The sequence below is a fragment of the Campylobacter concisus genome, from assembly GCF_902460875.1.
Classification (GTDB): domain Bacteria; phylum Campylobacterota; class Campylobacteria; order Campylobacterales; family Campylobacteraceae; genus Campylobacter_A; species Campylobacter_A concisus_AA.
In genome coordinates this window covers 22,589-47,062 of the sequence record NZ_CABPVR010000001.1, presented here as the reverse complement: position 1 = coordinate 47,062, position 24,474 = coordinate 22,589, and the positions used below count along the sequence as shown (strand labels likewise).

Here is a 24,474-nt window from a genome sequence, read left to right as displayed (position 1 = left end):
ATGAAAATAATGGTCGCAATGAGCGGTGGTGTAGATAGCACTATGACGGCTAAATTTCTGCAAGAAGCTGGTCATGAAGTGCAAGGTTGCTATATGATGCTACATCAAAAGCCAGGATATCACGAAGAAAATATCAGAAAAGTAAAAAAAGTAGGCGAGTATCTTGGCATAAAGGTGCATATTTTGGATCTGCAGGATAAATTTAATGAGTTTGTCTATGATCCTTTTGTGAAGCTCTATAAAGAGGGCAAGACACCAAATCCTTGTGCTTTGTGCAATAAATTTATAAAGCTTGGTGCGTTGCTTGATTTTGCAAAGGCAAATCGCTGTGAGAAGCTTGCTACTGGGCATTATGTGCAAGTTATTGATGGATTTATCACATGTGCAAAAGATCCTAGCAAGGATCAAAGCTACTTTTTAGCCCAAGTGCCAAAAGAGATATTAAAAGATGTTATTTTCCCGCTTGGGGATAAATTTAAAAAAGATATAAAAGAGCTTGCAAGAAGTGTAAAAGTGCTTGAAGAATTTGCTACGCAGGCAGAAAGTAGTGAAATTTGCTTTGTGGAAGATACCTATATCGAAGTTTTAAATAAGCATTACAATACAAATTTGCCAGGAAACGTAGTTGATAAAGATGGCAAAATAATCGGCCGCCACCAAGGCTATATGCACTATACTATCGGCAAGCGCCGAGGTTTTGAGGTTTTTGGTGCTCATGAGCCACATTTTGTTATAAAGATAAATGCCGATAAAAACGAGATCGTTGTAGGAACAAAAGATGACTTGGCTCAAAAGGTAGTCGAGCTTGAAAACGTAAATTTATTTATAGATAAAGATAAATTTGAGTGCGAAACCAAGATAAGATATAGAAGCCCTAAACTTGATGCTTTTGTTGAGGTTGATAAAGAGAATAAAACAGCAAAACTAACGCTAAATCAAAATGCACTTGGTGTGGCACAAGGCCAGCTTTGTGTTATGTATGATGGTGATAAGGTTATTGCAAGTGGATTTATAAAAGGCTAGCTTTAGCCTTTTATAAAAATTTATTGGGCTCTGTACGATTTTTTCCAAATTAAGCTAGAATTTATTGACAAAATATATCTTTTCGTCTATAATACGAGCTCTTTTCAAGTGTTCCGGATTAGCTCAGCGGTAGAGTAGGTGACTGTTAATCACTTGGTCGCTGGTTCGAACCCAGCATCCGGAGCCATTTATATTCAAAAATCCTTTTAAAACCCCGATTTTTACAATGTTTCAAGAGCTTTAAGTTTTCTTAGTTTTATAAAATTTGTTCCCTATTTGTTCCCGAAATTTTTTAATATTCCAATTTCTCGCCATGTTTTCTAAGTCAATCTAAGATGCTTTATTTTTGTTTTTAAAAACAAGAAAACATTTTTTATCCTAAATTACTCTAAAATACCCTAAGGAATCATAGGGTATTAAAAATTTTTCAAAAACTATCCAAAAACTACTCAAAATAGCAAGAGTAAATGAAAAGTACATATAATTAGTTATATAAGAATAAGCATAAGGAGAAAATGGGATGCTTAACGAACTATATAACGATGTAGAGTACAAAACGCTTCTTGAGCACATATCTAGCCAATATAAAGGAAAGGTAGTTCTAGACAGAAAGCAAACCGCAGGGGTTCTTGGCATCGGCGTATCTACTCTTGATCTTCGTATATCGCAGGGCAGAGATATTCCGCGTTATATAAAGATGGGAGATGCAAAGAATTCTCGCATAGCGTTTGCGATAACGGACATTGCGACTTATATTTTTCAAAAAAGGGTTAAAACATGCTCTTAATTTCTATAGTAGATAATAAAGAAAAGGACTAAAAATGAGTGATGCTCTTCAAACAGGCGGACACAGCCTAGTTCTTTGTGTAAGAAGCGAATTCTTAACGCTCAAAAAGGCTATTATAAGGTATGAGCACAATGTTAGAGAGGTTAAGCACGCCTCTAAGATCGGATATCTTAGAGGCAACAGCCGTAATAATAGATACATAGTGCTTAGCGAATATAACGATAACGGCAATATGCGAGAGATGCCTAATAGCGATAGGGAATTTAGCGATAGAAAGTATATAAAAGCACTCTTGAAAAAATACCACGAAAAAATGAAGGCCGACTACGAAGCCCAAACTAAAATCTATAAAAACGGCAAGGTGGTAAAGAATCGTTGGCGAGAAAATATGGTCGGGTTTTCCGAAATAGTCATAAGTTTCGGCACCGATCGGAATAAAGAATCCAAAGAAGGGCTAAATAAAACCGAAGTAAATTTTATCAACGCTCAGGTCTCGCTCGACAGAGTTAGAAGATTTGCAAACGATTATTGCGCTAAATACGGCGTTAAATGCCTGCTAATCGCTGAGCACAACGATGAGAAAACTAAGCATTATCAGCTTATTTTTACGAATTACCAATTTGAAAACCATAAAAATCTTAGGTTTAACGGCAAGGACGAAACGCTAAAATTCGGCAGAAGTATGCAAGAAATGGGAGGGGCGGCGTTTAAGGGCATAGCATTGCGCGGCGAGCTAGGCTCTAAGATGAGGCATAAAAATATAAAACAAATGCACAAAACCGAAAAAGAGTATAGTAATGAGCAAAAGTTTAAAAATAAAATTAGACAATCCATAGTCGATGAAGCAAGAAAGTATATAAAAAAGAAAGAGTCTATGTTCGGCAAAGACTATTTGAGATTGGAAATCGAGGACGATAAGACTTTTATAACGAGTCTTACGAATTTAGTATTAGATCAAATGCAAAATAATATAAGTATAGTTACCGACGTAGAACTAAAACAAAGGGTTTACGAGCTAACGAATCAACTAATAAACAAGGGTGAGATAATTGCAAAAAATAACGAGCTGGATCAATCCAATGAAAATCTAATCCAAGAAAATAAAAATCTAAAAGAGATTAACGCGAACCTAAACAATCAAGACAATATTATAAAAGATAGGAATTTGCAAATAAGCAACCTCTCGGCCGAGCTAATCCAAAAAGAAGATGAAAACAATAAATTAAAAAGCCGATTAGAAAATATTGAAGCTGATATAGCGCAAATAGATAAACTAAAACAAAAAGCCGACCAAAGCGATGCCCTACAAAGCAAGCTCGAAGAAGCTAATACAGATCTAGAAAGCAAAGAAAAAACAAATCAGTCTTTGAAACAAAGAAACGAAGAGCTGGAGGCGTCGTTAAGTAACGAGAATGCCTTAAAGGAAGACAATGAAAGCAAGCTACTACAAATCGTTAAACTACAAACTTCTATAAATGGCAAAGTTCAAAGAATATCTGAGCTAGAAGAAGAAGCAAAAGTTAAATACGAAACGATAGAAAATTTATAGGATAAGTTAGCTGTATTAGAAAACTTTAAAACGAAGGTTATTAATTTTATCTCAAAAATAAGCAATCTAATACCGAATTTTAGCAGGTTGCTGGATGACGAACCAAATGAGGTAAAAAATGAGATAAAAGGCAAGATGTATAGTAGGGATGGGATGGAGATATAAGCAAGTTATCGGCAGCGAGGAATCTTTAATAGATTATTATAGAGTAGTACCGGTAGGACAAATTTTATCAAAATGACCAATATGTGATTTTGCTTTCAAAATACGATTTTAAAGACAAATTTAGCCAAAAGAGTAATATGCTAAATTTGCATATTACTTAAATAATTCTTAAAAAAATATACTAATTTTAAAACTAAATTTACATTTGCAGTTGTATAATAATCTCATAATTTTCAGTAATACCAGAAAGGATCAAAAATGGAAGAGATCGTAAAGACCACCTGTCCATATTGCGGTACGGGCTGCGGCATCGATCTTATCGTGCGAAACGGTAGAATCGTAGACGCCAAACCTAGCAAAGACCACCACGTAAACGATGGCGAGCTTTGCTTAAAAGGAATGTTCGGATGGGAGTTTGTAAACTCTCCTAAACGCTTAAGCCGACCGATGATGAGAAAACTAAACGGCGTCTACGACAAGCGCGGAGAGCTTGAAGAAGTGAGTTTTGAGGAGGTTTATGATTTCCTCGCGGATAAATTTAAATCCACCGTCGAAAAATACGGCCCAAGCTCGATCATGGGCTTTAGCTCTGCGCGTTCAAATAACGAAGACAACTACGTTTTCCAGAAATTTTTCCGCGCCCAGGGCAGCAACAACGTCGATCACTGCGCCCGTCTTTGACACGCTCCTACAGTGGCAGGTCTTGCCAGCACGCTAGGAAACGGAACGATGACTAATGATTTGGTCGAATTTGCGACCGACACGGACGTATTTTTACTCATCGGTACCAACACGAGCGAGTGCCACCCGATCATCGCTATGCAGATGCAGCGCGGCCTTCAGCGCGGCGCAAAGATGATCGTCGTAGATCCAAAGCGCACCGATATGGCTAAAAAAGCCGATATTTTCTTGCAAATCCCGATCGGAGCGAATATCAAAACGCTAAATACGATGATGCACGTAATCATCGCCGAAAATTTGCAAGATAGCGAGTTTATTGAGAAGTACTCCGAGGGATTTGAATATCTAAAAGAAGCGGTTAAGGACTTTACGCCTGAGCGTTTCGAGCGAGAAACCGGTATAAAAAAAGAGCTCATCATAGAGGCAGCTAGAATGTATGCTAAAGCAGGCGCGGCGGCGATTTGTTACACGATGGGTATCACGCAGTTTAGCGACGGCACGTCAAACGTATTTTCGCTATCAAATTTAGCCGTTTTAACCGGAAATTTAGGCAAAAAGGGTGCGGGCGTAAATCCTCTGCGCGGTCAAAACAACGTCCAAGGCGCATGCGATATGGGTGCGCTGCCTAACGTCATCCCGGCCGGCGCGGTAAATAGCCCTTATGCACAGGAGCAAGCGCGCAAAGTATGGCACTTTGAGCTAAATCCGGTTCCGGGCTTTAAGCTAACGCAAGCGCCGGATAAAATGGATAGCGGCGAGCTAAAAGTCCTCTACGTCTACGGCGAAAACCCTGTAATGAGCGACCCTTGGACCGAGCACTTCGCCCACGCCGTGCATCATCTAGACTGCTTTATAGTGCAGGATTTGTTTTTCACAGAAAGCGCGCACAAGGCCGACGTCGTATTACCTGCCGCTGGCTGGGGCGAAAAGGACGGAACCTTTATCAACACCTCTCGCCGCGTCCAACGCACGCGAAAGGCTAGCGAGCCCGTTAGCGGCGTGGAGCCTGACTGGAAAGTCGTTTGCAACATCGCAAACCGCATGGGGCTAGAGGGGTTTGATTTTGCGAGCCCTGAGCAAATTTGGAACGAGCTAAGGGAGCTTATGCCTAAATTTTTTGGCGGTATCAGCTACTATAGACTAGGCAAACTAGGCGGTATCAGCTGGCCATGCCCGGACGAGGAGCATCCAGGTACGCCCGTGCTTTACGCAGATCACAAGTCCATGCTGCCGGGCGGTAAATTCCGCTTTGCGCCGGTGCTTTACTTAGACGATAAAAACGAACGCGCAAAAGCAGAAGCCGAATTTAGAGCCAAGATGAATATCCCGGAGGGCTATCCGGTCGGTAGCGGCGCGCTTAGCGAAGTGCCCGACGAGGTATATCCGTGCCTATTTACGACCGGACGCAAGGTCTATCACTACCACACGGGTACTATGACTAGAGAGTGTCCGGCTCTTGAATACGGTGCTGGCATCGAGGGCGCGCTCATAGAGGTGAGTCCCGATATCGCTCGCGAGAGGGAGCTAGAGGAGGGCTGCTACGCGCTCGTACAAAACAAACGCGGCCAGATCGCAGCCAAACTACGCGTAAATCCAGATCTAAAAGAAGGCACGATATTTACGACCTTCCACTATAGCGAGGCCGACGGTAACGAGCTAGCCAACGCCGGCGATCCCGATCCGCTCTCAGGCATCACGCCGCTAAAGATGACGATAGCAAACATCAGGCGTCTAAGCGAAGAGGAATTTATCAAATTTAGAGAGCAAAACGAGATGTCGATGCACTCGGCAAATCCGTATTTGTCGCCTGTTAGAGCGTAAATTTAGGGCGGGAGACCGCCCTTTTTTCTGCTAAAATTTATCCATTTTTATTTTAAATTTGCCTGCATTCAAATTTGACGAACTACCATGTAAAATTTAATGAAATCAAAGAAGTGTGAGTCAAATTTGACGCAGCCAAACCATGTCAAATTTGATGAGATTACTCGCCCCCGCAATCTCGGCAAGAGCGAGCTAAATTTTAAGATTTTATTTTAAGCCTATCGCCAGCATAGTAGGCGAGCTTCCAAGTCAGAGTTTGCTTTAGGTCTTTAAAGCCGTAGCCGCGTGCCTTGACCCTATCGCCGTAGATTTTTTCTATCATTGCAGATTCGCCTACTAGCAGCGCCTTTGTCGAGCACATTGCGGCACAAACCGGCACTTTGCCTTCGGAAATTCTATCCTGGCCGTACTCTTCGCGCTCGGCTTCGCTATTTGTCGGTAGCGGACCGCCTGCACACATCGTGCACTTATCCATCGAGCCTTTGGCGCCAAACACTCCCTCGCGCGGGAACTGAGGCGCGCCGAACGGACACGCGTATAGGCAGTATCCGCAGCCGATGCAGATATCTTTGTCGTGTAGCACTACGCCGTCGGCTCTGATATAAAAACAATCAACCGGGCAAACCAGCGAACACGGCGCGTCCTCGCAGTGCATGCAGGCTATCGAGGTTGATATTTCCTTACCGGGTACGCCTTCGTTTAGCGTGATGACGCGGCGGCGGCGGATGCCAAGAGGTAGCTCGTGAGCCTCGTCGCAAGCTACCGCACAGCCGTTACAGTCGATGCATCTATCGTCGTCGCAGTAAAATTTAAGTCTATTGTTGTCATTAAATTCGCTCATTTTACGCCTTTTCTATGCGGCATAGACCGCTTTTGGTTTCAGGAATCTGAGTGTTTATATCATATCCATAGTTAGTGACGGTATTTGCGCTCTCGCCTACCGCATAAGGCTTGGTGCCTTCCGGGAAATTACCCGTCATATCAACGCCTTGCATATAACCCGCATAATGAAACGGCATAAAGATGGTGTCGGGTTTAACGGACGGTACCACTCTGGCGCGCACCTTAACCTTAGTACCTTCAGGCGAATGAACCCAGATGAAATCCCAGTTTTTAATGCCGTGTTTAGTCGCAAGTTCAGGGTGGATATCCGCAAACATCTCAGGCGTCAAGCGGCTTAGATACATACTAGCTCTCGTCTCCATGCCCGCGCCGCTAAAATTTACGAGGCGAGCCGTCGTGAGGATAATAGGAAATTCTTTTGAGTAGTCCTTTGCTAGCTGGACGGATTTAAATTTTGTATCGACGCGGTTTTGAAGTTTCTTATCCTCAAAGCTCGGATACTTCTGCGCTAGATCAAATCTAGGCGTATGCAGCGGCTCTCTGTGAAGAGGAATTTGATCCGCAAAAGTCCAAACGATCGTCCTAGCTCGCGCGTTGCCATACGGAGCGATGTTTTTCTCCATGCATTTTTTAGCGATGATATTACTATCGTCATGTATCCAGCTGCCGCCTATTTTGGCTTTTTCATCCTCGGTTAGCGTGATGCCTAGCACCTTTTCGATGTTATCTTTTTTGATCTCCGGATATCCGCCCTTAACAAACGAATCTACGGGCGCGCTACCGTCTGCGGCTAATTGGCTAACTCCGTTATGCTCTAAGCCGAAGCGGTTTCTAAAACCCATACCGCCTTGCCTAACGGATTTGTTTATATCGTAAAGTATCGGGCTGCCCGGATGATCCTCCGTCCAGCAAGGCCACGGTAGACCGTAGTACTCGCCTTCAACTACGGTGCCCGGTTTTCCTAGGCTTGTTTTTTCGTCAAATTTATCCCAGTTTTCTTGGTGCTTTTTGAGCCTTTCCGGAGTCCAACCCGTCATGCCGATAGTTTTAACTATATTTGCGATCTCGCGAGTAGCGACTTCAGGCCACTCAATCTTGCCTTCAGCGTCTCTGATCGTGCGCGTTAGCTCGTCATAGTAGCCTAGCCTTTTGGCAAGCTCGAATAAAATTTCGTGATCGGGCATACTCTCAAAAAGCGGCTCTACGACCTGGCTTCTCCACTGGCCGCTGCGGTTTGTGGCTACGACCGTACCGCTAGTTTCAAACTGCGTCGCCGCAGGCAGTATATAGACGTCGTCTTTTTTGTCAGTTATCACGCCGGCATCGTTTACGAAAGGATCTACCAGCACTAAAAGCTCAAGCGCATCTAGGCCTTCTTTTACTTTTACTTGTTGCGCGGTTGATGTGATACCGTTGCCGATTACCACTAAGGCTTTTATACTGTCGCCGGCATTATCTACGGCTTCGTTGCCGTTTTTACCGTCAAGCACGCCCGCCCACCATTTTGATAGCGTAAATCCGGGTTTAAACATCATTTCAGGCTTAACGAAATTCTTTTGGAGCCATTCAAAATCGACCTTCCACATCTTAGCGAAGTATTTCCAGTTGGCTTCGTTTTTTGGATAGTATCCGGGTAACTCGGTCGGCAAATTCGCCATATCCGTCGCGCCTTGAACGTTGTCGTGGCCGCGAAGGATATTACAGCCGCCGCCGCTAACGCCCATATTTCCTAGCACTAGTTGCAGGATCGGAGCGATACGGGTATTTGAGCTGCCTATGGTGTGTTGAGTTAGACCCATCGCCCAAACGACCGATCCCGGGCGATTTTTAGCGTAAACTTCGGTTATCTCAAGAAGCGTCTCTTTTTTGATTCCGCAAACATCTGCTACGACTTCAGGCGTCCATTTGGCAGCCTCTTCGCGGATTAGATCCATACCGTAGACGCGGTCGTTTATAAATTCCTTATCTTCCCAGCCGTTTTGAAATATGATATTCATCATGCCGTACATAAAAGGTATATCCGTGCCGGTGCGAATTTGAGCGAAATAATCAGCCTTTGCCGCGGTTCTTGTGTATCTTGGATCGACCACGATTAGCTTTGCGCCGTTATTTTCCTTCGCTTTTAGAAAATGCCTAAAGCCAACCGGGTGGTTTACCGCCGGATTTGCGCCCACTATAAAGATAGACTTCGCGTTTTGGATATCTCCAAGATGATTGGTCATAGCTCCGTAACCCCAAGTATTCGCCACACCGGCGACTGTAGAGCTGTGTCAAAGACGTGCTTGGTGATCTAGATTATTAGTCCCGAACATCGCTACGAATTTGCTTATATAATAGCTTTGTTCGTTGCAATCTTTTGCAGAGCCTAGAAACATTACTTGCTCTGGATTTTTCTCGCGATACGCCTTTAGTTTGGCGCCGATCTCGTCGAGAGCCTCTTTGTAGCTGATGCGTTTCCATTTGCCGCCTGCTTTTTTCATCGGGTATTTTACGCGGCAGTGAGAGCGCACCATATCGATGACGTCGCTGCCCTTACAGCAGTGGCCGCCCGCGCTTACCGGGTGATCTTGGGCTACTTCTTGGCGCACCCAAACGCCGTTTTCTACCTCGGCCCGCACTCCGCATCCAACGGAGCAAACCGTACAAACAGTTTTTACGATTTTAGAGTTAGGAAACGGATTTGCCATCTCTTCTTTGGTCGCACTTCTGGTTACGCCGCTAGCGGCCAGTCCGCTCATGCCGCCCGCTACGCCCGCTAGCGCGGCCATTTTTAAAAACGATCTTCGCCCGACTGCGTTTGAGTGGGGCATAAGACGTAAATTTGCCTCAGACATATTTATCCTTTCTTAAATTTTTATTATTTTGCTTGTTCGTAGTATAGATCCCAGTTTTTGCTTCTTTTATAAAGCACTTCGGTCTTTTTGCTTTTGCCGTATTTTAGGTTTGACGCCGCTGCCGTCGCTACTCCGGCCGTAGCCGCTACAGCTCCGACTAGCCCCGCCTTTTTTAAAAATTCTCGCCTATTTTTTTGCATTTTCTTCCTCCATAGCTTTTAGCTTTCTCACTCGGTTTTTTTGTCTTCTTATAGCCTCAGATCTTGAAACTCCGTCCAAAGTCTTTTTGTTTTTGCCGTGATTTATAGGACGCGGCGCGCTTAAAACTACGCGCTCAAACTCGATAAATCCTTGCAGTAGTACCGCGACGTCTTTGTAAATTTCGCTACTTTTGTGATTAAAAAGACTCTCTATAAACTCATCGATGTTTGGATTTATGACCTCTTTAAAAAGCTGCTCCTCAAGCTCGCCGTATAGCTCCAGCTCGCTCTCTCGCGCGATAAATTCACTCATCAGCGCAAATACAAAGCCCACGTTGTCTTCGTTTTCTTTAAATTTAGCCTCGTCGCGTCTAAGGTCGGTGCGGGCTAAAATTTTACGCACTTTCGCGCAGGCATGCCCGACCTCATAACCCTCGTCGTAGTACGACAGCGAGTTTCTAAGCGGACTTGGCGGAGCGTGGAAAATTTCATCGAATTCATCCACTAAATTTTGCGGATTTTTCTCGTCGAATTTTGCCTGTATGCGCATTATGGCAGCGGCCGATTCCTCGTTTAGAGCGTGCGCTGCGGCAAGGCCTAGCATCGCGTTTACACCTGCAAATCTATCCGCGCCTTGACTAAAAACGAAAAAACGCAAAAACAGCGAGTAGTAAAGCCCGCGTCCGGCTGCAAATTCGCCCTTGCTAGTCATTGCCTTCCTTTATCATTTTTATCTGTTTTTTGAGATTTTTCTCGATCGTGAAACTATACTACTTTTTGGCTTATTTCTTATACTTAAAAAAAAATAAATTAAAAAAATTAATATATGCTTAAATATGCCTTAGTTGCATATTACTTACGGCGAATTTTAGGGGATAAAATAAATATGAAATTTCCGCATATATATTGCATTTACGCTTCATTTTGATATTTACTTTTAACTAGGCTCTTTTAACGGGCGTTAAACGAGCCTAAATTTAAAATTTGAAGCGAAATTTGCAAAATTTCTGGGCTCACTCAAGCCCCAAAAACGCTTCCTCGTCAAATTTAAAATAAATATTTTCGCCGACGTTAAAATTTTGCGAATTAGGCGCCAGCGTTTTAATCAAAAAGTCGCCGACTTTGATTTTCACCAAAAGCTCTTTGCCAAGATAGAGCGAAACCGAGTGCAAGATGCCGCCCAAATACCCATCTATCGGCGTTTTGCTTAGCGTTATTTTGCTTGGATTTACGGCGATCTTTACGGCGTTACGTAAATTTTGCGGCAAATTTACGCTCGCATTTTCGTCAAATTTTAAAACCCCGTCCCGCGAGTCAAATACATTTTTGTATTCAAATTCGCACACGCGGCCCTTGTGTAAAAAGACGTTTTCTTCGGCGACCGCGCTTAGCCATTTGTCGTCGTGGCTAGCGATCACAAAGCCGCAGCCGTATCTTTGCCGCATGTAAAGCACCGCCTTGCCGAAAAGCTTTGACGTGCCCACGTCCACGCTATTTGTCGGCTCGTCGAGTAGATAAAGACGCGATCTGAGCGCCAAATTTAACGCAAAGCTAACGCGCTGTGTCTGCCCGGAGCTTAGCTCAAAGTGGCGCTTGTTTAAAAAACTCTCGTCAAGCCCGACCAAATTTAACGCCTCGCTCGCTCGCTCGTCAAATTCCCCTAGCACTCCGCGGCTTTTTAAGACGGCTTTAAAATTTTCCCTCACGGAGCGTTTTAAAAGCGCGGGCTCTGGTAGCAAAACGCTAACGTCGCGCAGTAAATTTAGACTAGGCGCGCTGCTTCCCCACAGCCGCACTTCGCCGCTAGTTGGCTTTTGCAAAAACGACATCACTCGCATCAGCGTGCTTTTGCCGCTGCCGTTGCTGCCCGTTAGCGCGGTGATTTTGGCGACGTCGATATCAAGGCGCGGGATATTTAAAATCTCGTTCGCGCCGTAGTTTAGGCGTAAATTTCTAACGTTTATCACTTTGCGCCTTTACCGTTAAATTTAAACAAAGGGCTCAAATTTGACGCGCCCAGCCCGCTTTTTGCGATCGTAAAATTTCTAAATTTATCAAATTTCATCTATTAAGCCTTTTTAGCGCATGTATCGCCAAATTTACCGCAAATGCGATAAAGATAAGCACCAAAGCTAGCGCGATACCCATCGCAAACTCGCCCTTGTTCGTCTCTAGCGACACCGCGGTCGTGATCGTGCGGGTAAAATATTTGATATTTCCGCCGATCATCATCGCCACGCCGACCTCAGCCACGATGCGCCCGTACGCCGTCGCTACGACCACCATCAGAGCATACCTCAGCTCGTAAAGCACGCAGCCCACTAGCCGCGGTGCGCTCAGGCGTAAATTTAAGATCGTTAGATAGTGCTTTTTGTCTATATTTTCCACGACGCTAGCGCTTAGCGAGATGATGATGGGTAAAGCTAGCACGAACTGCCCCAGCATCACAGCCTTTAGAGTAAAAAGTAGCCCAAACTCGCCAAACGGGCCGTTTCGCGTGATAAATGCATACAAAATAAGCCCGATCGCAACCGTCGGCATGGCAAGAGCTGTGTCACTTAGAAGGCGTAAAATTTTGCGGCCCTTAAAGTCGTAAAATCCAAGCGAAAAACCAAGTGGAAAGCCTATAAGAACGGCAAAAAGTATCGATACGCTTGATGTGTAAAGGGTAGCTTTGATGGCTGAATATGTTTCACGATTGCCGTTTAAAAGTAGATTAAAGGCTTCTGCAAAGCCGTGAAGTAAAAAATCCAATTATTCTTTCCTAGCATATTTCTTAAGATTATTTTAAATATGCTATAATATCACAATTTTTTTAAAGGAGAAAAATGAAAAAGATTATTTTAGGCTCACTAGCAGCCGCAGTTTTGGCGTTTGGCGCTGATAATGAACTAATCATGGCGACTACAACAAGTACAGATAACACTGGCTTGCTTGACGCGATCTATCCAGTTTATAAGGCAAAAACAGGCGTTGATATAAAATGGACAGCTGTTGGCACAGGCGCTGCACTAAAGCTTGGCGAAGACTGCAACGCTGACATACTTTTCGTTCACTCACCAAAAGTTGAGAAAGAATTTGTAGAAAAAGGTTTTGGCTTAAAAAGAAATGCCGTAATGTATAATGACTTTGTCGTTATCGCTGACAAGTCTATCGCTGATAAATTTAAAGGTAAAGATATAAAAGAGAGCTTTGAACTTATCAAAAAAGATGGTATCAAATTCTTCTCACGTGGCGATAAATCAGGCACAGACAATAAAGAAAAAGGCATCTGGAAAAAGATCGCTGGTGAAGTCCCTGAAAAAGATAGCTGGTATATGCAAACAGGTCAAGGCATGCTAGCTACGATAAATGCTGCTGCTGAGCAAAAAGGCGTTACATTTACTGACCGCGGTACTTACATTAAATATGAAGCAAACCAAAAAGGTCATCCTGAGATGGTTATCATCAACGAGGGCGACAACGATCTTAAAAACTTCTACTCTCTAATCGCAGTAAATCCAAAACACTGCCCTAAAACTGACATCGAAAATGCAGAGAAATTCATAAAATGGGCTACAAGCGAAGAGGGTCAGAAATTTATAGGTGACTTTAAGCTGCTAGATAAGCCGCTTTTCACGCCTGACGCAAACAGTCGCAAAAACTAATTTTATTTACGCGCAAATTTGAGTCGAATTTATGGCTTAAATTTGCGTGATTCGGGCGCGCTTTGCGCCCTTTTTATAAATCAAAATTTATTTTGCCTCTTCTTCAAATTTAAACTCTCCGACGTTATTTTTAAACGTCTCAAAACATTTATTACTAACAACTTCGTCTTTAGTGTATGCTTGATATAATTTTAGTAATTCTAAAGTCGCTATTATTAATATACCTTCACTTTTTGCATAGCTTATTTGATTGGCATGTATCGGCTCCCTTTTGCCAGGCTCTATGTCGCGTTGAGGGTTAACTATTAGCAGGCCTTTTACATTGCCAGGAGACTTGGTATCGTCTTCGGCTATTAAATCAGTTACGTGTTTCTTGCACTGTGCTATATTGCTATTTTTGACGTTTGTATTTATTCCCTTTATCTCTACCATAAAGTTAACATCTTCAAATTCGAATCTAAAATCTTCTTTTTTCACATCTGTAAAATGACTGTCTGTTAGTTTGAAAATATCTACTAAAATTTCCTTCACTACACCAACTAGCTCATCTCCTGTTGAATATAGGATTGATTTAAATCTATTATTTTTATCAATTTGCCCGTCTATATTTTTAATTTGCCGATACATATCCAATAATTCACTACGCTTATTTTTTAACGCAGCATCATCAAAGTATTCCAAACTGTTAAACCAATCAGGAATATCGGATTTTTTAAATCTAGAAAGAATAAATGATATTAAAATTCCTAAATCGTTGGCTGTATTTTTTATGAGAAGGGTAGTAGAATATAGTCTTTCATTATATTTTATTATTGTGCTTTTACCACCATTAGACCGCTTGATAGTTTCGTAATCTACATCGTCAAATACAAAATCCGAATAAAAATCCTGTTCGTCTATGGTTGTTGTACTTATTTCATATCTTAGCCGCGCATAAGACAAGGTTAATTCGCATAGTTCATAATTAATTTGCTTGATAATATCTTTAATTAAAATAGTTTGAGCAGTTAAGCCTCCAGAACGAAGCAATGATACTTTTGTGTTCGCAGGCATTAATATGATAGACATGCTTTTTTTAGAGTTCTCCATAATTTCTTTTAATGTTTTAATACAATATATGGCCCTGTTGCATTTTTGGTCTTCAAGACTGAAACTCCATAAGTTAGGACTATTTAAATCTATAACATTTATATCAAATTCATCAAAACTCTTAGGACGTTCAAAAGTGCTAATAGTACAAAATATGTGCGGATCATTTATTTTAAATATTGTGGAGTAAGATATTATTTGAATTTTCATTTATTATATTTCCTTAAACTTATTTACTTCCGTTTAACCACTATTGTAAAGCTAAATTTTCCCGCCGAACATCTCATACATCGCCTTTTCCTCGCCCCAAAGCTCGCGGTGCTTTTTGATACAGGATTTTATCGCGCCAACTAGATATAGCACGTCTTGCTCGGTGTGCGTGTAGTGCAGGCTCACGCGCACGAATCCCGGTTTGCTTTCTGGCATGCGCCCCTCCTTGATACCCAGCAGATCGTGAGCATACGGGCCCGCGCACATCACGCCCGCACGCGTCTGGATACTAAAGTCATTACTAAGGCTCGCGGCGAAATCATAAGCCGATACGCCGCGAATGTTAAACGAAAAAATCGGCAGCCGCGGCGCGCCCTTTGGAGCGTAGTTTATGATCTCATCAATGCCCGCTAGCTCGCTCTCAAAAAGCCGCGCTAGCTCGTCCTCGGCGCTTTTTATTTGCTCGAAGCCCACCTCGTTTCGCAGCGCATATGCCAAATTTGCCCGCATAAGCCCGATAATAGGCGGCGTACCGCCTTCTTCTAGCTGCTCGGGATTTTTCAAAAACACGTGGCCCTCGCGGTTAGCGTAGGCGACCGTCCCGCCCGCGGCAAAGGTCGGTACGTCGCTGTTAAACAGCTCCTTTTTGATCGCCAAAAGCCCGCAGCTAGCAGGTCCGCCGAGCAATTTATGCGGCGAGAGGAAAATCGCGTCAAAGTAATCGCAATCTAAATTTGCGTGCGAGCTCAGCGCCGCGCAGTCAAAGGCCACGATGCCACCCGCAGCTCTGATTAGCTCGCTGATCTTTTTATAATCGCTAACGACGCCAGTGACGTTTGAGGCAGCGCTAAACGAGCCGATGATGCGGCGTCCCGTATTTAGCTTTAGGATGCGCTCAAGTGCGAGCAAATCGATCTCGCCGCCCTCGCTAAGCGGCACGCGCAGGTAGTCGCAAAGCCCCTCGCGGAAGCTAAGCTCGTTTGAGTGGTGTTCGTATGGCGAAACGAGCACGAGCGGAAGCTGCGCGGCGCGTAAATTTGCCTCGCCGATCGCGCCTCTGGTCGCAGGCGGCAGGTAGATGCCGAGCAGCTCCTGAAATTTCTTGATCGCGGCCGTCGCGCCCTGTCCGCAGGCGATGAGACAAAACCGCTCGTCAAGCCCCAGCAGCTTTTTAAGGCTCTCTCTCGCGTCCTCGTAGCGCCGCTGCGTGATGATGGCGCTGGAGCTACTATCGGAGTGGGTGTTGGCGTAGGTTTTGAGTACCTCCGCTATCTCGCGCTCTACGGGCTCGTAGGCAAGCCCCGAAGCCGCGAAATCAAAATAGTGCACGCCTTGTTTTAGTATGATATTTTTTCGTATTTCGTCTAAATTTAGCATTTTTACTCTTTAAATTTGATGCGGTAATTATAGTAAATTTTCGCAAATTTAGGGCTTTTGCGGTGGAAATGATTTAGTAAATTTGGAGGTTAAATTTGAACAAGCTAAATTTAACCGCAAAGCGGCAAATTTAACTTGATAAAGCACAGAAGCGCGAGCCACAGAGGCTCACGACCATTTTATTATTTGTTTATAAAATTTTTCTCTAGCCACTCGATAGCTTTTGCTTCGGTTTCAAAGCGTCCGCTTTTAGCGACTTGATTTTGCCCCTCGTAGAAGCGGATCCTGATACCGTCTTGGACGCTATCTACCTTTACTCTGGTGATCTTATCTTTGTTTAGATAGACCCTATCGTTTAGTTTTACGTACATTTTTTCTCCCTTAAATTTGATGTGGTTTTATTTATTTTTATCTTTTTTGTCGTCTTTAGTTGCGTCATTTTTCTCGCCGTCTTTTTTCAAAAACAACTCCTTAAAGCGCTTATCCGCAAAATCCTCGATGTCGTTTTGAAGCTGTCTATAGGCGTTTATGAGCTCATGCGCGCGCTCGTTTAGCGTCGTACCGGCATTTTCGCCGCCGCCTTGCCTAGTCGTAAAAAGCTCCTCTTTTAGATTTTTTTGCAAAATTTGCAGATGAGTCCAGCATTTTTTATAGTTCATTCCTAGGATTTCGGCGGCCTTTGAGATCGAGCCGACCTCGGCGATGACGTCTAGGACTTCGGTTTTGCCCTTACCGAATATCAGCTCGCCCTCGTCGTTTTCTATCCAAGTTTTGGTTTTTACTCTCATCTTTTTTCCTTTTTTCTCCTTAAAACACCTCAGCTGGCAGTATTTTACGTCGATTTTATAGTCTTTTAGCGTAGAGCGGATCGTCTTTAGCCCCACGCTCGCAGCTGCGTCTCTAGCGTCTTTGCACAGTATTCTGCCCTTTTCGTCGGTCATTTGTTTTAGCTGCGTCATCACGGTGTATTTGCCGCGTCCGTTTTCTAGCCTGCCAAACTGTCCCAGCTCGCAGTTGTCGATCTTTACGCCCATTTTTTCAGCCTCGTCGCTAACCTCCCCGATCTCTACGCCTAGCTTTGCGGCGATCTTAAACGCCGCGCCGCAGTCTAGCCTGCCCTTTGGATTTAACAGTATTGTTATCAGTTCGCGGATTTGCTCACTCATAGATTCTCTCTGCGCCGCTATACACGTTTATGTTTTCGCCGCGAGCAAAGCCGCACAGCGTTAGGTTAAATTTACGCGCTATCACGACGCCAAGACTAGTCGGAGCCGTACGCGAGACGAGCACTGGGATGCCGTGCATGACGGCTTTTGCGACCATTTCGGAGCTGAGCCTGCCGCTCACCATCAAAAACGAATTTTGCAGCTGCGCGCCGGCTAGTATAGCTTTGCCGACGGCTTTGTCTATGGTGTTATGCTGAGCGATATCCTCGCCGATGTAAAACTGCTCTCCGTTCACGAAAAGCTTAGCCGTGTGCACGCAGCCAGTCATCTCGTAAAGCTCGCACTGCGTGTAAAACTGCCCCATCTGGCGCAAAATTTCATCCTTATTAAATTTGACGTCGGCCTTTATGGAGCGCGCCGCCATAGCCTCAGGGTCGATGTTTGCCGTCGAGCTGCGCCCGCAGCCGCTTATTATCACCTTTTCCTCGTCAAACTGCTCGAGGCGCTTTTCGTTGATTTTAGCCTTTACTCGCACGCTTAAAGCGTCGCTTGAAAGCTCTATGCTCTCGATATCCTCAGAACTTGCGATCAAATTTTCGCTGATTAGGTAGCCAGCAGCTAGAGCCTCCTGATCGGTTGGAGTCGCCATGAGTGCGCCGAAACGCTTGCCGTTTATGTAGATCTCAAGCTTGATCTCGCGCACCAAAATATCATCAACGGCGCTTTTTTGCGCGCCTTTAAATTTAGTGATTTGGGTCGTAAAAATAGGTTGCATAATTTTCCTTAATTTTTGCGAAATGATAGCTTGAAAATCTAAATTTAAGATTTGATTGTAGTGAATTATTGCTTAAATCAAGCAAAAACTTAAACGTATTTTAGCGCGTTTTTATCGGTGTCTGATGATGATTTGTATATGCGAATTTAGCATATATCTTAAGATATTTTTGACCACGATTTTATCATTATCTATTATTTGCATAAGAAATGAAGGAATAATAAAAAAATAGCATAAGGCTAGAACGAGATCGCACATAACTTGCCGCATATGTAGGTTAAATCTTGAAAAATCATAAATATAATTTGCGGCCTGACGTAAGACCGAGAAGGAAATTTATATTATAGAGTCGAGTCAAAAAACTAATTTTGTCAAGCCGTATTTTACTGTTATATAGCCCGTGCATGACTCAAACACGCCGACCGTATATAAAAAGCCCTTAAAATTTATTTACGGCGACGAGATAGATTTGCTCATCGTCGTGGATAAGCTTTTAACAGGCTTTGACGCGCCAAGAGCAAGCACGCTTTATATAGATAAACAGCTAAAAGAGCATAATTTGCTTCAAGCCATAGCTAGAGTAAATAGGCTTTACGACGGAAAAGATTATGGCTACATCATAGACTATAGAGGGCTTTTAGGAGAGCTTGATCAGGCGCTTACTAGCTATGCTTCGCTAAGCGGCTTTGACGCAGAAGATATAACTGGAGCTGTGATAGACGTAAGAAGCGAGATAATAAAGGCTAAGACTTACTATGCTCATTTGGACGATCTTTTTAGCGGCGTGAAATTTAAAGATGATCTGGAGAGCTACGTGGCGGTTTTAGAGGACGTGCAAAAACGAGATGACTTTAAAGAGTGGCTATCACAGTTTGCTAGGGCGTTTAAACTAGCGCTTTCAAGTGAGAAAATTTATGACATATTAAGCGAAGAGGAGATCAAAGCTTATAAGCAGAGGGTTAAATTTTATAACGAGCTAAGAAAGGCTGTGCAGCTAAGATATCATGAGGCTTGCGACTTTGGCAAATACGAAGCGCAGATGCAAAAACTACTCGATACTTATGTAAATGCACAAGGGGTTAATGAGCTTACGAAACTCGTAAATATCTTTGAGACGGAATTTGACGATGAGGTGCAAAGGGTTGAGGGTAAAAACGCAAAGGCTGATACGATCATCAGCGCCGTAAGTGCGGTGGTAAAAGAGAAAATGGACTCAAATCCAGCATTTTATAAATCAATAGCGCAGCAAATACAAGATATCATCGACGAATATAAGGCAAAAAGGCTAAGTGAGGAAGAAAAGCTTGCCAAAACAAAACTGCTAAAAGACCTCATAACTGGCGCTTTAAAGCCAAATGAAGATAGGTATCCAAAAGAATTTAATGGTAAGAAAATTTTATTTGCTATCTATGATAATTTGCTTGACATTTTGGCAGATGTGGAACTTGTGGATGTTGAGGTAGTCGCTAAAAATTTGAGCGTGAAATTTTATGAAATTTATGAAGAAGCCTCAAAAAAACCAGAATGGCACAAAAATAAAGACGTAGAAAATGAGATAACAAGCGCTATGGAGGACGCTCTTTGGGAGGTAGAGGACGAATACGGCGTTTCTATCGATGAGAAGGAGAAAATTTACCAAACTATCCGTGGAATAGAGATAGGCTTTTATGTTAAATAAGGTAAAAATCATCAAAAAAGAGGTGAAAAACATCACCTTAAAAGTTAGACCAAATGGCGAAGCGATCCTAACGGCGCCAAAAACGGCAAGCGATGAGCATATAAAATTTATCATAAAAAAAGAGCTAAATGGATAACGCAAAAGCGCGCGTTTTTTTCCTCGTTTAAGACGAGTAAAAAAGAATACGTAAGCGGCGAGGACTTTAAATATATTGGGCGAAGTTAGTGGTGCAGTCTAAAGAGGAGCGCGTAAGGCTGCAAAGAGGCTATCTTGAGCTCTTTGTGAAAGATAAAAGCGACCTAGAGCGAAAAGAAAATTTAGTCTATGAGTGGTATCATGAAAAGGCGACGTTATACTTTTTTAATATCTTGCAAGAATTTAACAAGATAGTAAAACAAGATATCAAAAGCATAAAAATAAGGCAGATGAAAACAAGATGAGGGAGTTGCAACCCTTATAAATCATATATAAATTTAAACATAGAGCTTATCAAAAAGCCAAAAGCATGCATCGAGTATGTTGTATTTCACGAGCTTGCTCACCTGCTGTATCTAAATCATTTATGACTATCTAGCGCTTTATATGCCTGATTGGCAAAAACGCAAGGAAATTTTAGAAAGAGTTTAGAAAATTTGGCTTAAATTTTGGGTTATTAAACATTTTTTAGTATTTTAAAATCTAAGGAAAAGTGATGAAAAATTTTTAATTTTTTAGTGTTGATAAAGTAGGTGGTGGGTTCACCAGGACTCGAACCTGGGACCATCCGGTTATGAGCCGGATGCTCTAACCAACTGAGCTATGAACCCACAGTTGAAAGAAAATCGTATTATACAAGAAAAAGCTTATCTAAATATAAAAAATAGCCTTTTTTACGTGGAGTATAAAACGAACAAATTTAAAAAGAAAAGCCCTAAAATAGGGCTTATAAATTATTTATAATTTTTTATTGCAGCGTCTAAAATCTCTTTTGCAGCATTTGCGTCTTTAAATTCTTTGACTTTAACCCATTTGTTTGGCTCAAGAATTTTATAAGTTTCAAAGAAATTTTTAATTTTATTTAGCGTTGCAACTGGTAAATCTTCGTAGCTTTTTATCGCTTCATATCTTGGATCGATCTTTGTAACTGGCACAGCCAAAAGCTTCTCGTCCATACCTGCTTCATCTTCCATCACCAAAACGCCTATTAAGCGGCAAGGGATGACGCTGCCAGCTTGGAGTGGATACTCATTTAGAACCAAAATATCAGCTGGATCACCATCAGCTGCAAGTGTATTTGGCACAAAGCCATAGTTTGCTGGGTAGAACATCGCTGAGTAAAGCACGCGATCAACTACAACTGCACCACTATCTTTGTCGATCTCGTATTTGATATTTGAGCCATAAGGTATTTCGATTACGGCATTGATTTTATCTGGGTTTGAGCCAAATTTGATCTTTGAAACGTCCATATATTTGTCCTTTTTATTAGAAATTTTCGTGATTTTAGTATTTTTTGCATTAAATACTCGTAAATTTAACTACCTTACAACCTCTACGCTATCTATGTCGATCTTCGTTTTGTAAGGTCTTTATCCACCTCGCCTCTTATTCTTAAAAGCGTGTCTTCGTTAGCTGTTACATTGCCCCACTTGTTATTGTCGATCTCAACAACGATAGTGTCGCCATTTTTATCAACAAATTCATATTTGTCTGATTTGATGTGTGACTTTATCTTGCCCTCAAGTACGACTTTGGCTTCGTCATTTAGTTTTAAAGCCTCTTTTAAGCTTATAACATTTTCGCTTTTGTGATTTGAGACAAAGCCTCCAGCCATTGCGATGCTAGCAGCCAGTGAAGCGATGAAGATTTTTTTCATTTTATCCTTTTTGGTTGATTGTTAAATTTAAAGGATATTACATTTTTGGTGTTATCATAGATAGTAAGTTTTAAAACCTTGCACATTTTTATGCAAGGTCTGTAAATTTATAAAAGTTTAGCTAGTAAATTTTTGATATCAGCTACGATCTCGTCTATGCCACGCTCGCCATTTACTACGTGAAGTAGCTCTTTTTCGCTGTAAAATTTGCGGATAGGCACTATCGGATCAAGATATACTTTCATGCGGTTGTTAAAGACTTCGTTATTATCATCAGCGCCTCTTGCACGGCCAAGCACTCTAGCTCTTGCTACATCTTCGCTAACATCCACTTCGATGACGCCTTTTAGAGAAATTTCATCTTGCTCGCTTAAGACTTTGTCAAGCTCAGTCATTTGCTCAATGCTTCTTGGATAGCCGTCGATTATGATGTTTGATTTATTCGAGCTTTTGATGGCTGAGACGATCGCATTTACGACGACGTCAAGCGGGACCAAATTTCCTTTTGAGATAAAGCCGTCTATTAGTTTGCCAAGCTCGCTACCACTTGCGACTTCAGCTCTTAAAAGATCGCCAGTTGAAAAGTGCGCAAATTTCTCATCATGCTGTGCGATGATCGATGCGTCTGTTGTTTTGCCGCTGCCTGGAGCGCCGATGATTAAAAATAAATTTTTCATTCTTTCCCTTTTATTGCTTTGTCTTTTGAGCGCTTTTTGCGGAGCTAGTAAAATTTAGTTTGATGAACTAAGCGTTCTATCTGCGCAAAATTTTACGTCGCAACCACAAAAATCATCTCAAAATACTTAGACAAGTTTTAATTTAATTAGCCGCCAAGTCGGAGGCATCTTTTTTATAAATTTAAATTTAGGACGGGAATTTGTCTAAGAAAAATATCTAAAGACAAAATTCCATCTCTTTTAAAGGCAAATTTTAAGCCTTTTGCTCTTTTTCTCTTATCCTTAGTCCTAGCTCCCTAAGCTGTTCGTTACTGGCGTGGCTTGGTGCCTTTGTTAGTGGGCACTGAGCGCGCTGTGTTTTAGGGAAGGCTATGACGTCACGGATCGAGCTTGCTTTATTTACGAGCATATTTAGCCTGTCAAAGCCGATCGCGATACCACCATGTGGAGGCGCACCAAATGTCAAGGCATCAAGCAAGAAGCCAAATTTCTCACGTTGCTCTTCTTCGTCTATGCCAAGAAGTTTAAAGACCTTTTGTTGGATATCGTTTTTGTGAATTCTTATACTTCCGCCACCAAGCTCAAAGCCGTTTAGCACGACGTCGTGGGCGATAGAAAGGATGTCCTCAAGATCAGGCTCGTCTATATTTTTTGGCATGGTAAATGGATGGTGCATCGCAGAGTAGCTGCCATCGTCATTTTGCTCAAACATTGGGAAGTCAAGCACCCATAAAAACTCAAGTCTATCTTGATCGATGATGCCCATTTGCTCAGCTAGGAAAATTCTAAATCGTCCCATATAGTCAAGTACGATCTTCTTCTTGCCAGCACCAAAGAATACGACATCGCCAACTTTTAGTTCACATCTTGAGACGATCTCGTCAAGATCACTTTGCTCGAAAAATTTGCAAAGTGGACCTTTTAAACCATCTTCTTTCATCTGGAAGTAGCCAAGGCCTTGCGCGCCAAATTTACGTACAAATTCCTCAAATCTATTCATCTCGCGCTTACTAAAGATATTGTCGCCATTTGGCACTTTTAGCGCTTTTATGCGGTTTTTCTTCTTATCTTTTGCGATAGAGCTAAAAATTTCATTGCTTGAGCGCTCGAAAATATCGATAACATCAATCATTTTTAGATCATATCTGAGGTCTGGCTTGTCTGAGCCATAAGTCTCGGTCGCCTCTTTGTAGCTCATGCGTCTAAATGGTGTTTTGATATCGTATCCGCAGGCTTTAAATATATCTTTTAGCATCGTCTCAGCCATATTTATGATATCTTCTTGCTCGACAAAGCTCATTTCGATATCTATTTGAGTAAATTCTGGTTGGCGATCAGCCCTTAGATCTTCGTCGCGGAAACATTTTGCGATTTGGAAATATTTATCAAAGCCCGAGCACATCAAAAGCTGCTTAAATAGCTGTGGGCTTTGTGGGAGCGCATAAAATTGACCCGGATATACACGGCTTGGCACTAGGTAGTCTCTCGCTCCTTCTGGGGTTGCGCGTGTTAAAACTGGAGTTTCAAACTCGATAAAGCCCATTTTATCTAGGCTGTTTCTAGCTGCGATCGCTGCGCGGGAACGCATTTTAAATATATTTTGTAAGCGTTCACTTCTAAGGTCTAAAAAGCGGTATTTTAGCCTGATATCCTCGTTTACGCTCTCATCGCCTATCATAAATGGTAGTGGCTCGCTTGGATTTTCGATAATTAGCTCACTTACTATTACTTCTATCTCGCCAGTTTTTAGCTTTGGATTGGTTAGTCCTTCGCCTCTAGCTCTTACTTTTCCTTTTGCTTTTAAGACATATTCATCTCTTACTTTTGCAGCCACGTCATGTGCTTCTTTGCTATCAGCCGGATCGCAAACTAATTGTATAAGCCCACTAACGTCTCTTAAGTCGATGAAAACAACACCGCCGTGGTCTCTATATGTGTTTGCCCAGCCACAAAGTATTACTTCTTTGCCGATGTCAGCTTTGCTAAGATCGGTGCAATAATGACTTCGCATAAAATGCTCCTTTGCAATGTTTTTTAGGCAATTATAATCGCTTTTTTCTTTTGAAAAGCTTTGTTAAAATAAAATATGTTACAATC

General features: G+C 42.4%; 21 protein-coding genes, 2 tRNA genes and 1 pseudogene. 8 read left to right on the top strand and 16 right to left on the bottom strand.

Going from position 1 to position 24,474, the window contains the following annotated elements; translation table 11 throughout:
* The 5 genes from mnmA (at position 1) to F3H01_RS00235 (ending at position 6,026) form a co-directional block, all read left to right on the top strand.
* The gene (mnmA, locus tag F3H01_RS00260; protein WP_149724450.1) at positions 1-1,023 is read left to right on the top strand and encodes a tRNA 2-thiouridine(34) synthase MnmA; all 1,023 of its coding nucleotides are present in this window, start codon (positions 1-3) and stop codon (positions 1,021-1,023) included.
* 112 nt (positions 1,024-1,135) lie between these two features.
* Positions 1,136-1,210 (top strand) — tRNA-Asn (locus F3H01_RS00255).
* A 333-nt stretch (positions 1,211-1,543) separates the two neighbouring features.
* Positions 1,544-1,810: a helix-turn-helix transcriptional regulator gene (locus F3H01_RS00250; RefSeq protein WP_084040956.1), complete on the top strand. Its 267-nt coding sequence runs from the start codon at positions 1,544-1,546 to the stop codon at positions 1,808-1,810.
* Positions 1,811-1,844: 34 nt separating this feature from the next.
* Positions 1,845-3,359 carry a coiled-coil domain-containing protein gene (locus F3H01_RS00245; protein ID WP_223155297.1) on the top strand — a complete coding sequence of 505 codons (1,515 nt, stop codon included), beginning with the start codon at positions 1,845-1,847 and terminating at the stop codon, positions 3,357-3,359.
* 423 nt (positions 3,360-3,782) lie between these two features.
* Positions 3,783-6,026 (top strand): molybdopterin oxidoreductase family protein, encoded by a 2,244-nt coding sequence (locus tag F3H01_RS00235; RefSeq protein WP_223155295.1) that lies wholly within the window; start codon positions 3,783-3,785, stop codon positions 6,024-6,026.
* A 199-nt stretch (positions 6,027-6,225) separates the two neighbouring features.
* Here the strand turns inward: F3H01_RS00235 and fdh3B are convergent, their stop codons facing one another.
* From fdh3B to tupB, 6 genes are all read right to left on the bottom strand, one after another.
* A complete protein-coding gene (gene fdh3B / locus F3H01_RS00230; protein WP_072594742.1) occupies positions 6,226-6,867 on the bottom strand; it encodes a formate dehydrogenase FDH3 subunit beta in 642 nt (213 codons plus the stop codon).
* 1 nt (position 6,868) lies between these two features.
* A complete protein-coding gene (locus F3H01_RS00225) occupies positions 6,869-9,679 on the bottom strand; it encodes a molybdopterin-dependent oxidoreductase (RefSeq protein WP_223155299.1) in 2,811 nt (936 codons plus the stop codon).
* Between the two features lie 47 nt (positions 9,680-9,726).
* Positions 9,727-9,903 (bottom strand): twin-arginine translocation signal domain-containing protein, encoded by a 177-nt coding sequence (locus F3H01_RS00215; protein WP_009496297.1) that lies wholly within the window; start codon positions 9,901-9,903, stop codon positions 9,727-9,729.
* The gene (locus F3H01_RS00210; protein ID WP_149724448.1) at positions 9,890-10,615 is read right to left on the bottom strand and encodes a TorD/DmsD family molecular chaperone; all 726 of its coding nucleotides are present in this window, start codon (positions 10,613-10,615) and stop codon (positions 9,890-9,892) included. The genes F3H01_RS00215 and F3H01_RS00210 overlap by 14 nt, the downstream gene beginning before the upstream one ends.
* A gap of 301 nt (positions 10,616-10,916) precedes the next feature.
* Positions 10,917-11,870, bottom strand: coding sequence for a tungstate ABC transporter ATP-binding protein TupC (tupC, locus tag F3H01_RS00205; RefSeq protein ID WP_149724447.1), 954 nt, complete (start codon positions 11,868-11,870; stop codon positions 10,917-10,919).
* A 94-nt stretch (positions 11,871-11,964) separates the two neighbouring features.
* Positions 11,965-12,657, bottom strand: a complete 693-nt coding sequence (gene tupB, locus F3H01_RS00200) for a tungstate ABC transporter permease TupB (RefSeq protein WP_149724446.1) — start codon at positions 12,655-12,657, stop codon at positions 11,965-11,967.
* Positions 12,658-12,731: 74 nt separating this feature from the next.
* Here tupB and tupA point away from each other — a divergent pair, with 74 nt between their 5' ends.
* The gene (gene tupA, locus F3H01_RS00195) at positions 12,732-13,550 is read left to right on the top strand and encodes a tungstate ABC transporter substrate-binding protein TupA (RefSeq protein ID WP_149724445.1); all 819 of its coding nucleotides are present in this window, start codon (positions 12,732-12,734) and stop codon (positions 13,548-13,550) included.
* A gap of 87 nt (positions 13,551-13,637) precedes the next feature.
* On the opposite strand, the gene F3H01_RS00190 is transcribed toward tupA, so the two are convergent.
* From F3H01_RS00190 to fdhD, 5 genes are all read right to left on the bottom strand, one after another.
* Positions 13,638-14,849 (bottom strand): hypothetical protein, encoded by a 1,212-nt coding sequence (locus F3H01_RS00190; protein ID WP_149724444.1) that lies wholly within the window; start codon positions 14,847-14,849, stop codon positions 13,638-13,640.
* 51 nt (positions 14,850-14,900) lie between these two features.
* Positions 14,901-16,226, bottom strand: a complete 1,326-nt coding sequence (locus F3H01_RS00185; protein WP_149724443.1) for an aminotransferase class V-fold PLP-dependent enzyme — start codon at positions 16,224-16,226, stop codon at positions 14,901-14,903.
* 182 nt (positions 16,227-16,408) lie between these two features.
* Positions 16,409-16,597 (bottom strand): hypothetical protein, encoded by a 189-nt coding sequence (locus F3H01_RS00180; RefSeq protein ID WP_004321084.1) that lies wholly within the window; start codon positions 16,595-16,597, stop codon positions 16,409-16,411.
* A gap of 27 nt (positions 16,598-16,624) precedes the next feature.
* Positions 16,625-17,392, bottom strand: coding sequence for a winged helix-turn-helix domain-containing protein (locus tag F3H01_RS00175; RefSeq protein WP_149724442.1), 768 nt, complete (start codon positions 17,390-17,392; stop codon positions 16,625-16,627).
* On the bottom strand, positions 17,385-18,167 hold the full coding sequence (gene fdhD / locus F3H01_RS00170; protein WP_149724441.1) for a formate dehydrogenase accessory sulfurtransferase FdhD: 783 nt from the start codon (positions 18,165-18,167) through the stop codon (positions 17,385-17,387). Before fdhD ends, F3H01_RS00175 begins: the two co-directional genes overlap by 8 nt.
* A 400-nt stretch (positions 18,168-18,567) precedes the next feature.
* Here fdhD and F3H01_RS00165 point away from each other — a divergent pair, with 400 nt between their 5' ends.
* Both F3H01_RS00165 and F3H01_RS09655 read left to right on the top strand, forming a co-directional pair.
* Positions 18,568-19,845, top strand: a complete 1,278-nt coding sequence (locus tag F3H01_RS00165; RefSeq protein ID WP_223155293.1) for a type I restriction enzyme subunit R domain-containing protein — start codon at positions 18,568-18,570, stop codon at positions 19,843-19,845.
* A pseudogene (locus tag F3H01_RS09655) lies at positions 19,835-20,472 on the top strand (M48 family metallopeptidase). Before F3H01_RS00165 ends, F3H01_RS09655 begins: the two are co-directional and overlap by 11 nt.
* A gap of 102 nt (positions 20,473-20,574) precedes the next feature.
* Here the strand turns inward: F3H01_RS09655 and F3H01_RS00155 are convergent.
* The 5 genes from F3H01_RS00155 to aspS form a co-directional block, all read right to left on the bottom strand.
* Positions 20,575-20,651 (bottom strand) — tRNA-Ile (locus tag F3H01_RS00155).
* Positions 20,652-20,774: 123 nt separating this feature from the next.
* Positions 20,775-21,293, bottom strand: a complete 519-nt coding sequence (gene ppa, locus F3H01_RS00150) for an inorganic diphosphatase (protein WP_021090924.1) — start codon at positions 21,291-21,293, stop codon at positions 20,775-20,777.
* 92 nt (positions 21,294-21,385) lie between these two features.
* Entirely contained in the window at positions 21,386-21,700 is a 315-nt protein-coding gene (locus F3H01_RS00145) for a NirD/YgiW/YdeI family stress tolerance protein (RefSeq protein WP_316348817.1), read from the bottom strand.
* A 107-nt stretch (positions 21,701-21,807) separates the two neighbouring features.
* The gene (locus F3H01_RS00140) at positions 21,808-22,377 is read right to left on the bottom strand and encodes an adenylate kinase (protein ID WP_072594772.1); all 570 of its coding nucleotides are present in this window, start codon (positions 22,375-22,377) and stop codon (positions 21,808-21,810) included.
* 253 nt (positions 22,378-22,630) lie between these two features.
* Positions 22,631-24,388: an aspartate--tRNA ligase gene (gene aspS / locus F3H01_RS00135; RefSeq protein ID WP_149724440.1), complete on the bottom strand. Its 1,758-nt coding sequence runs from the start codon at positions 24,386-24,388 to the stop codon at positions 22,631-22,633.
* Positions 24,389-24,474 lie beyond the last annotated feature (86 nt).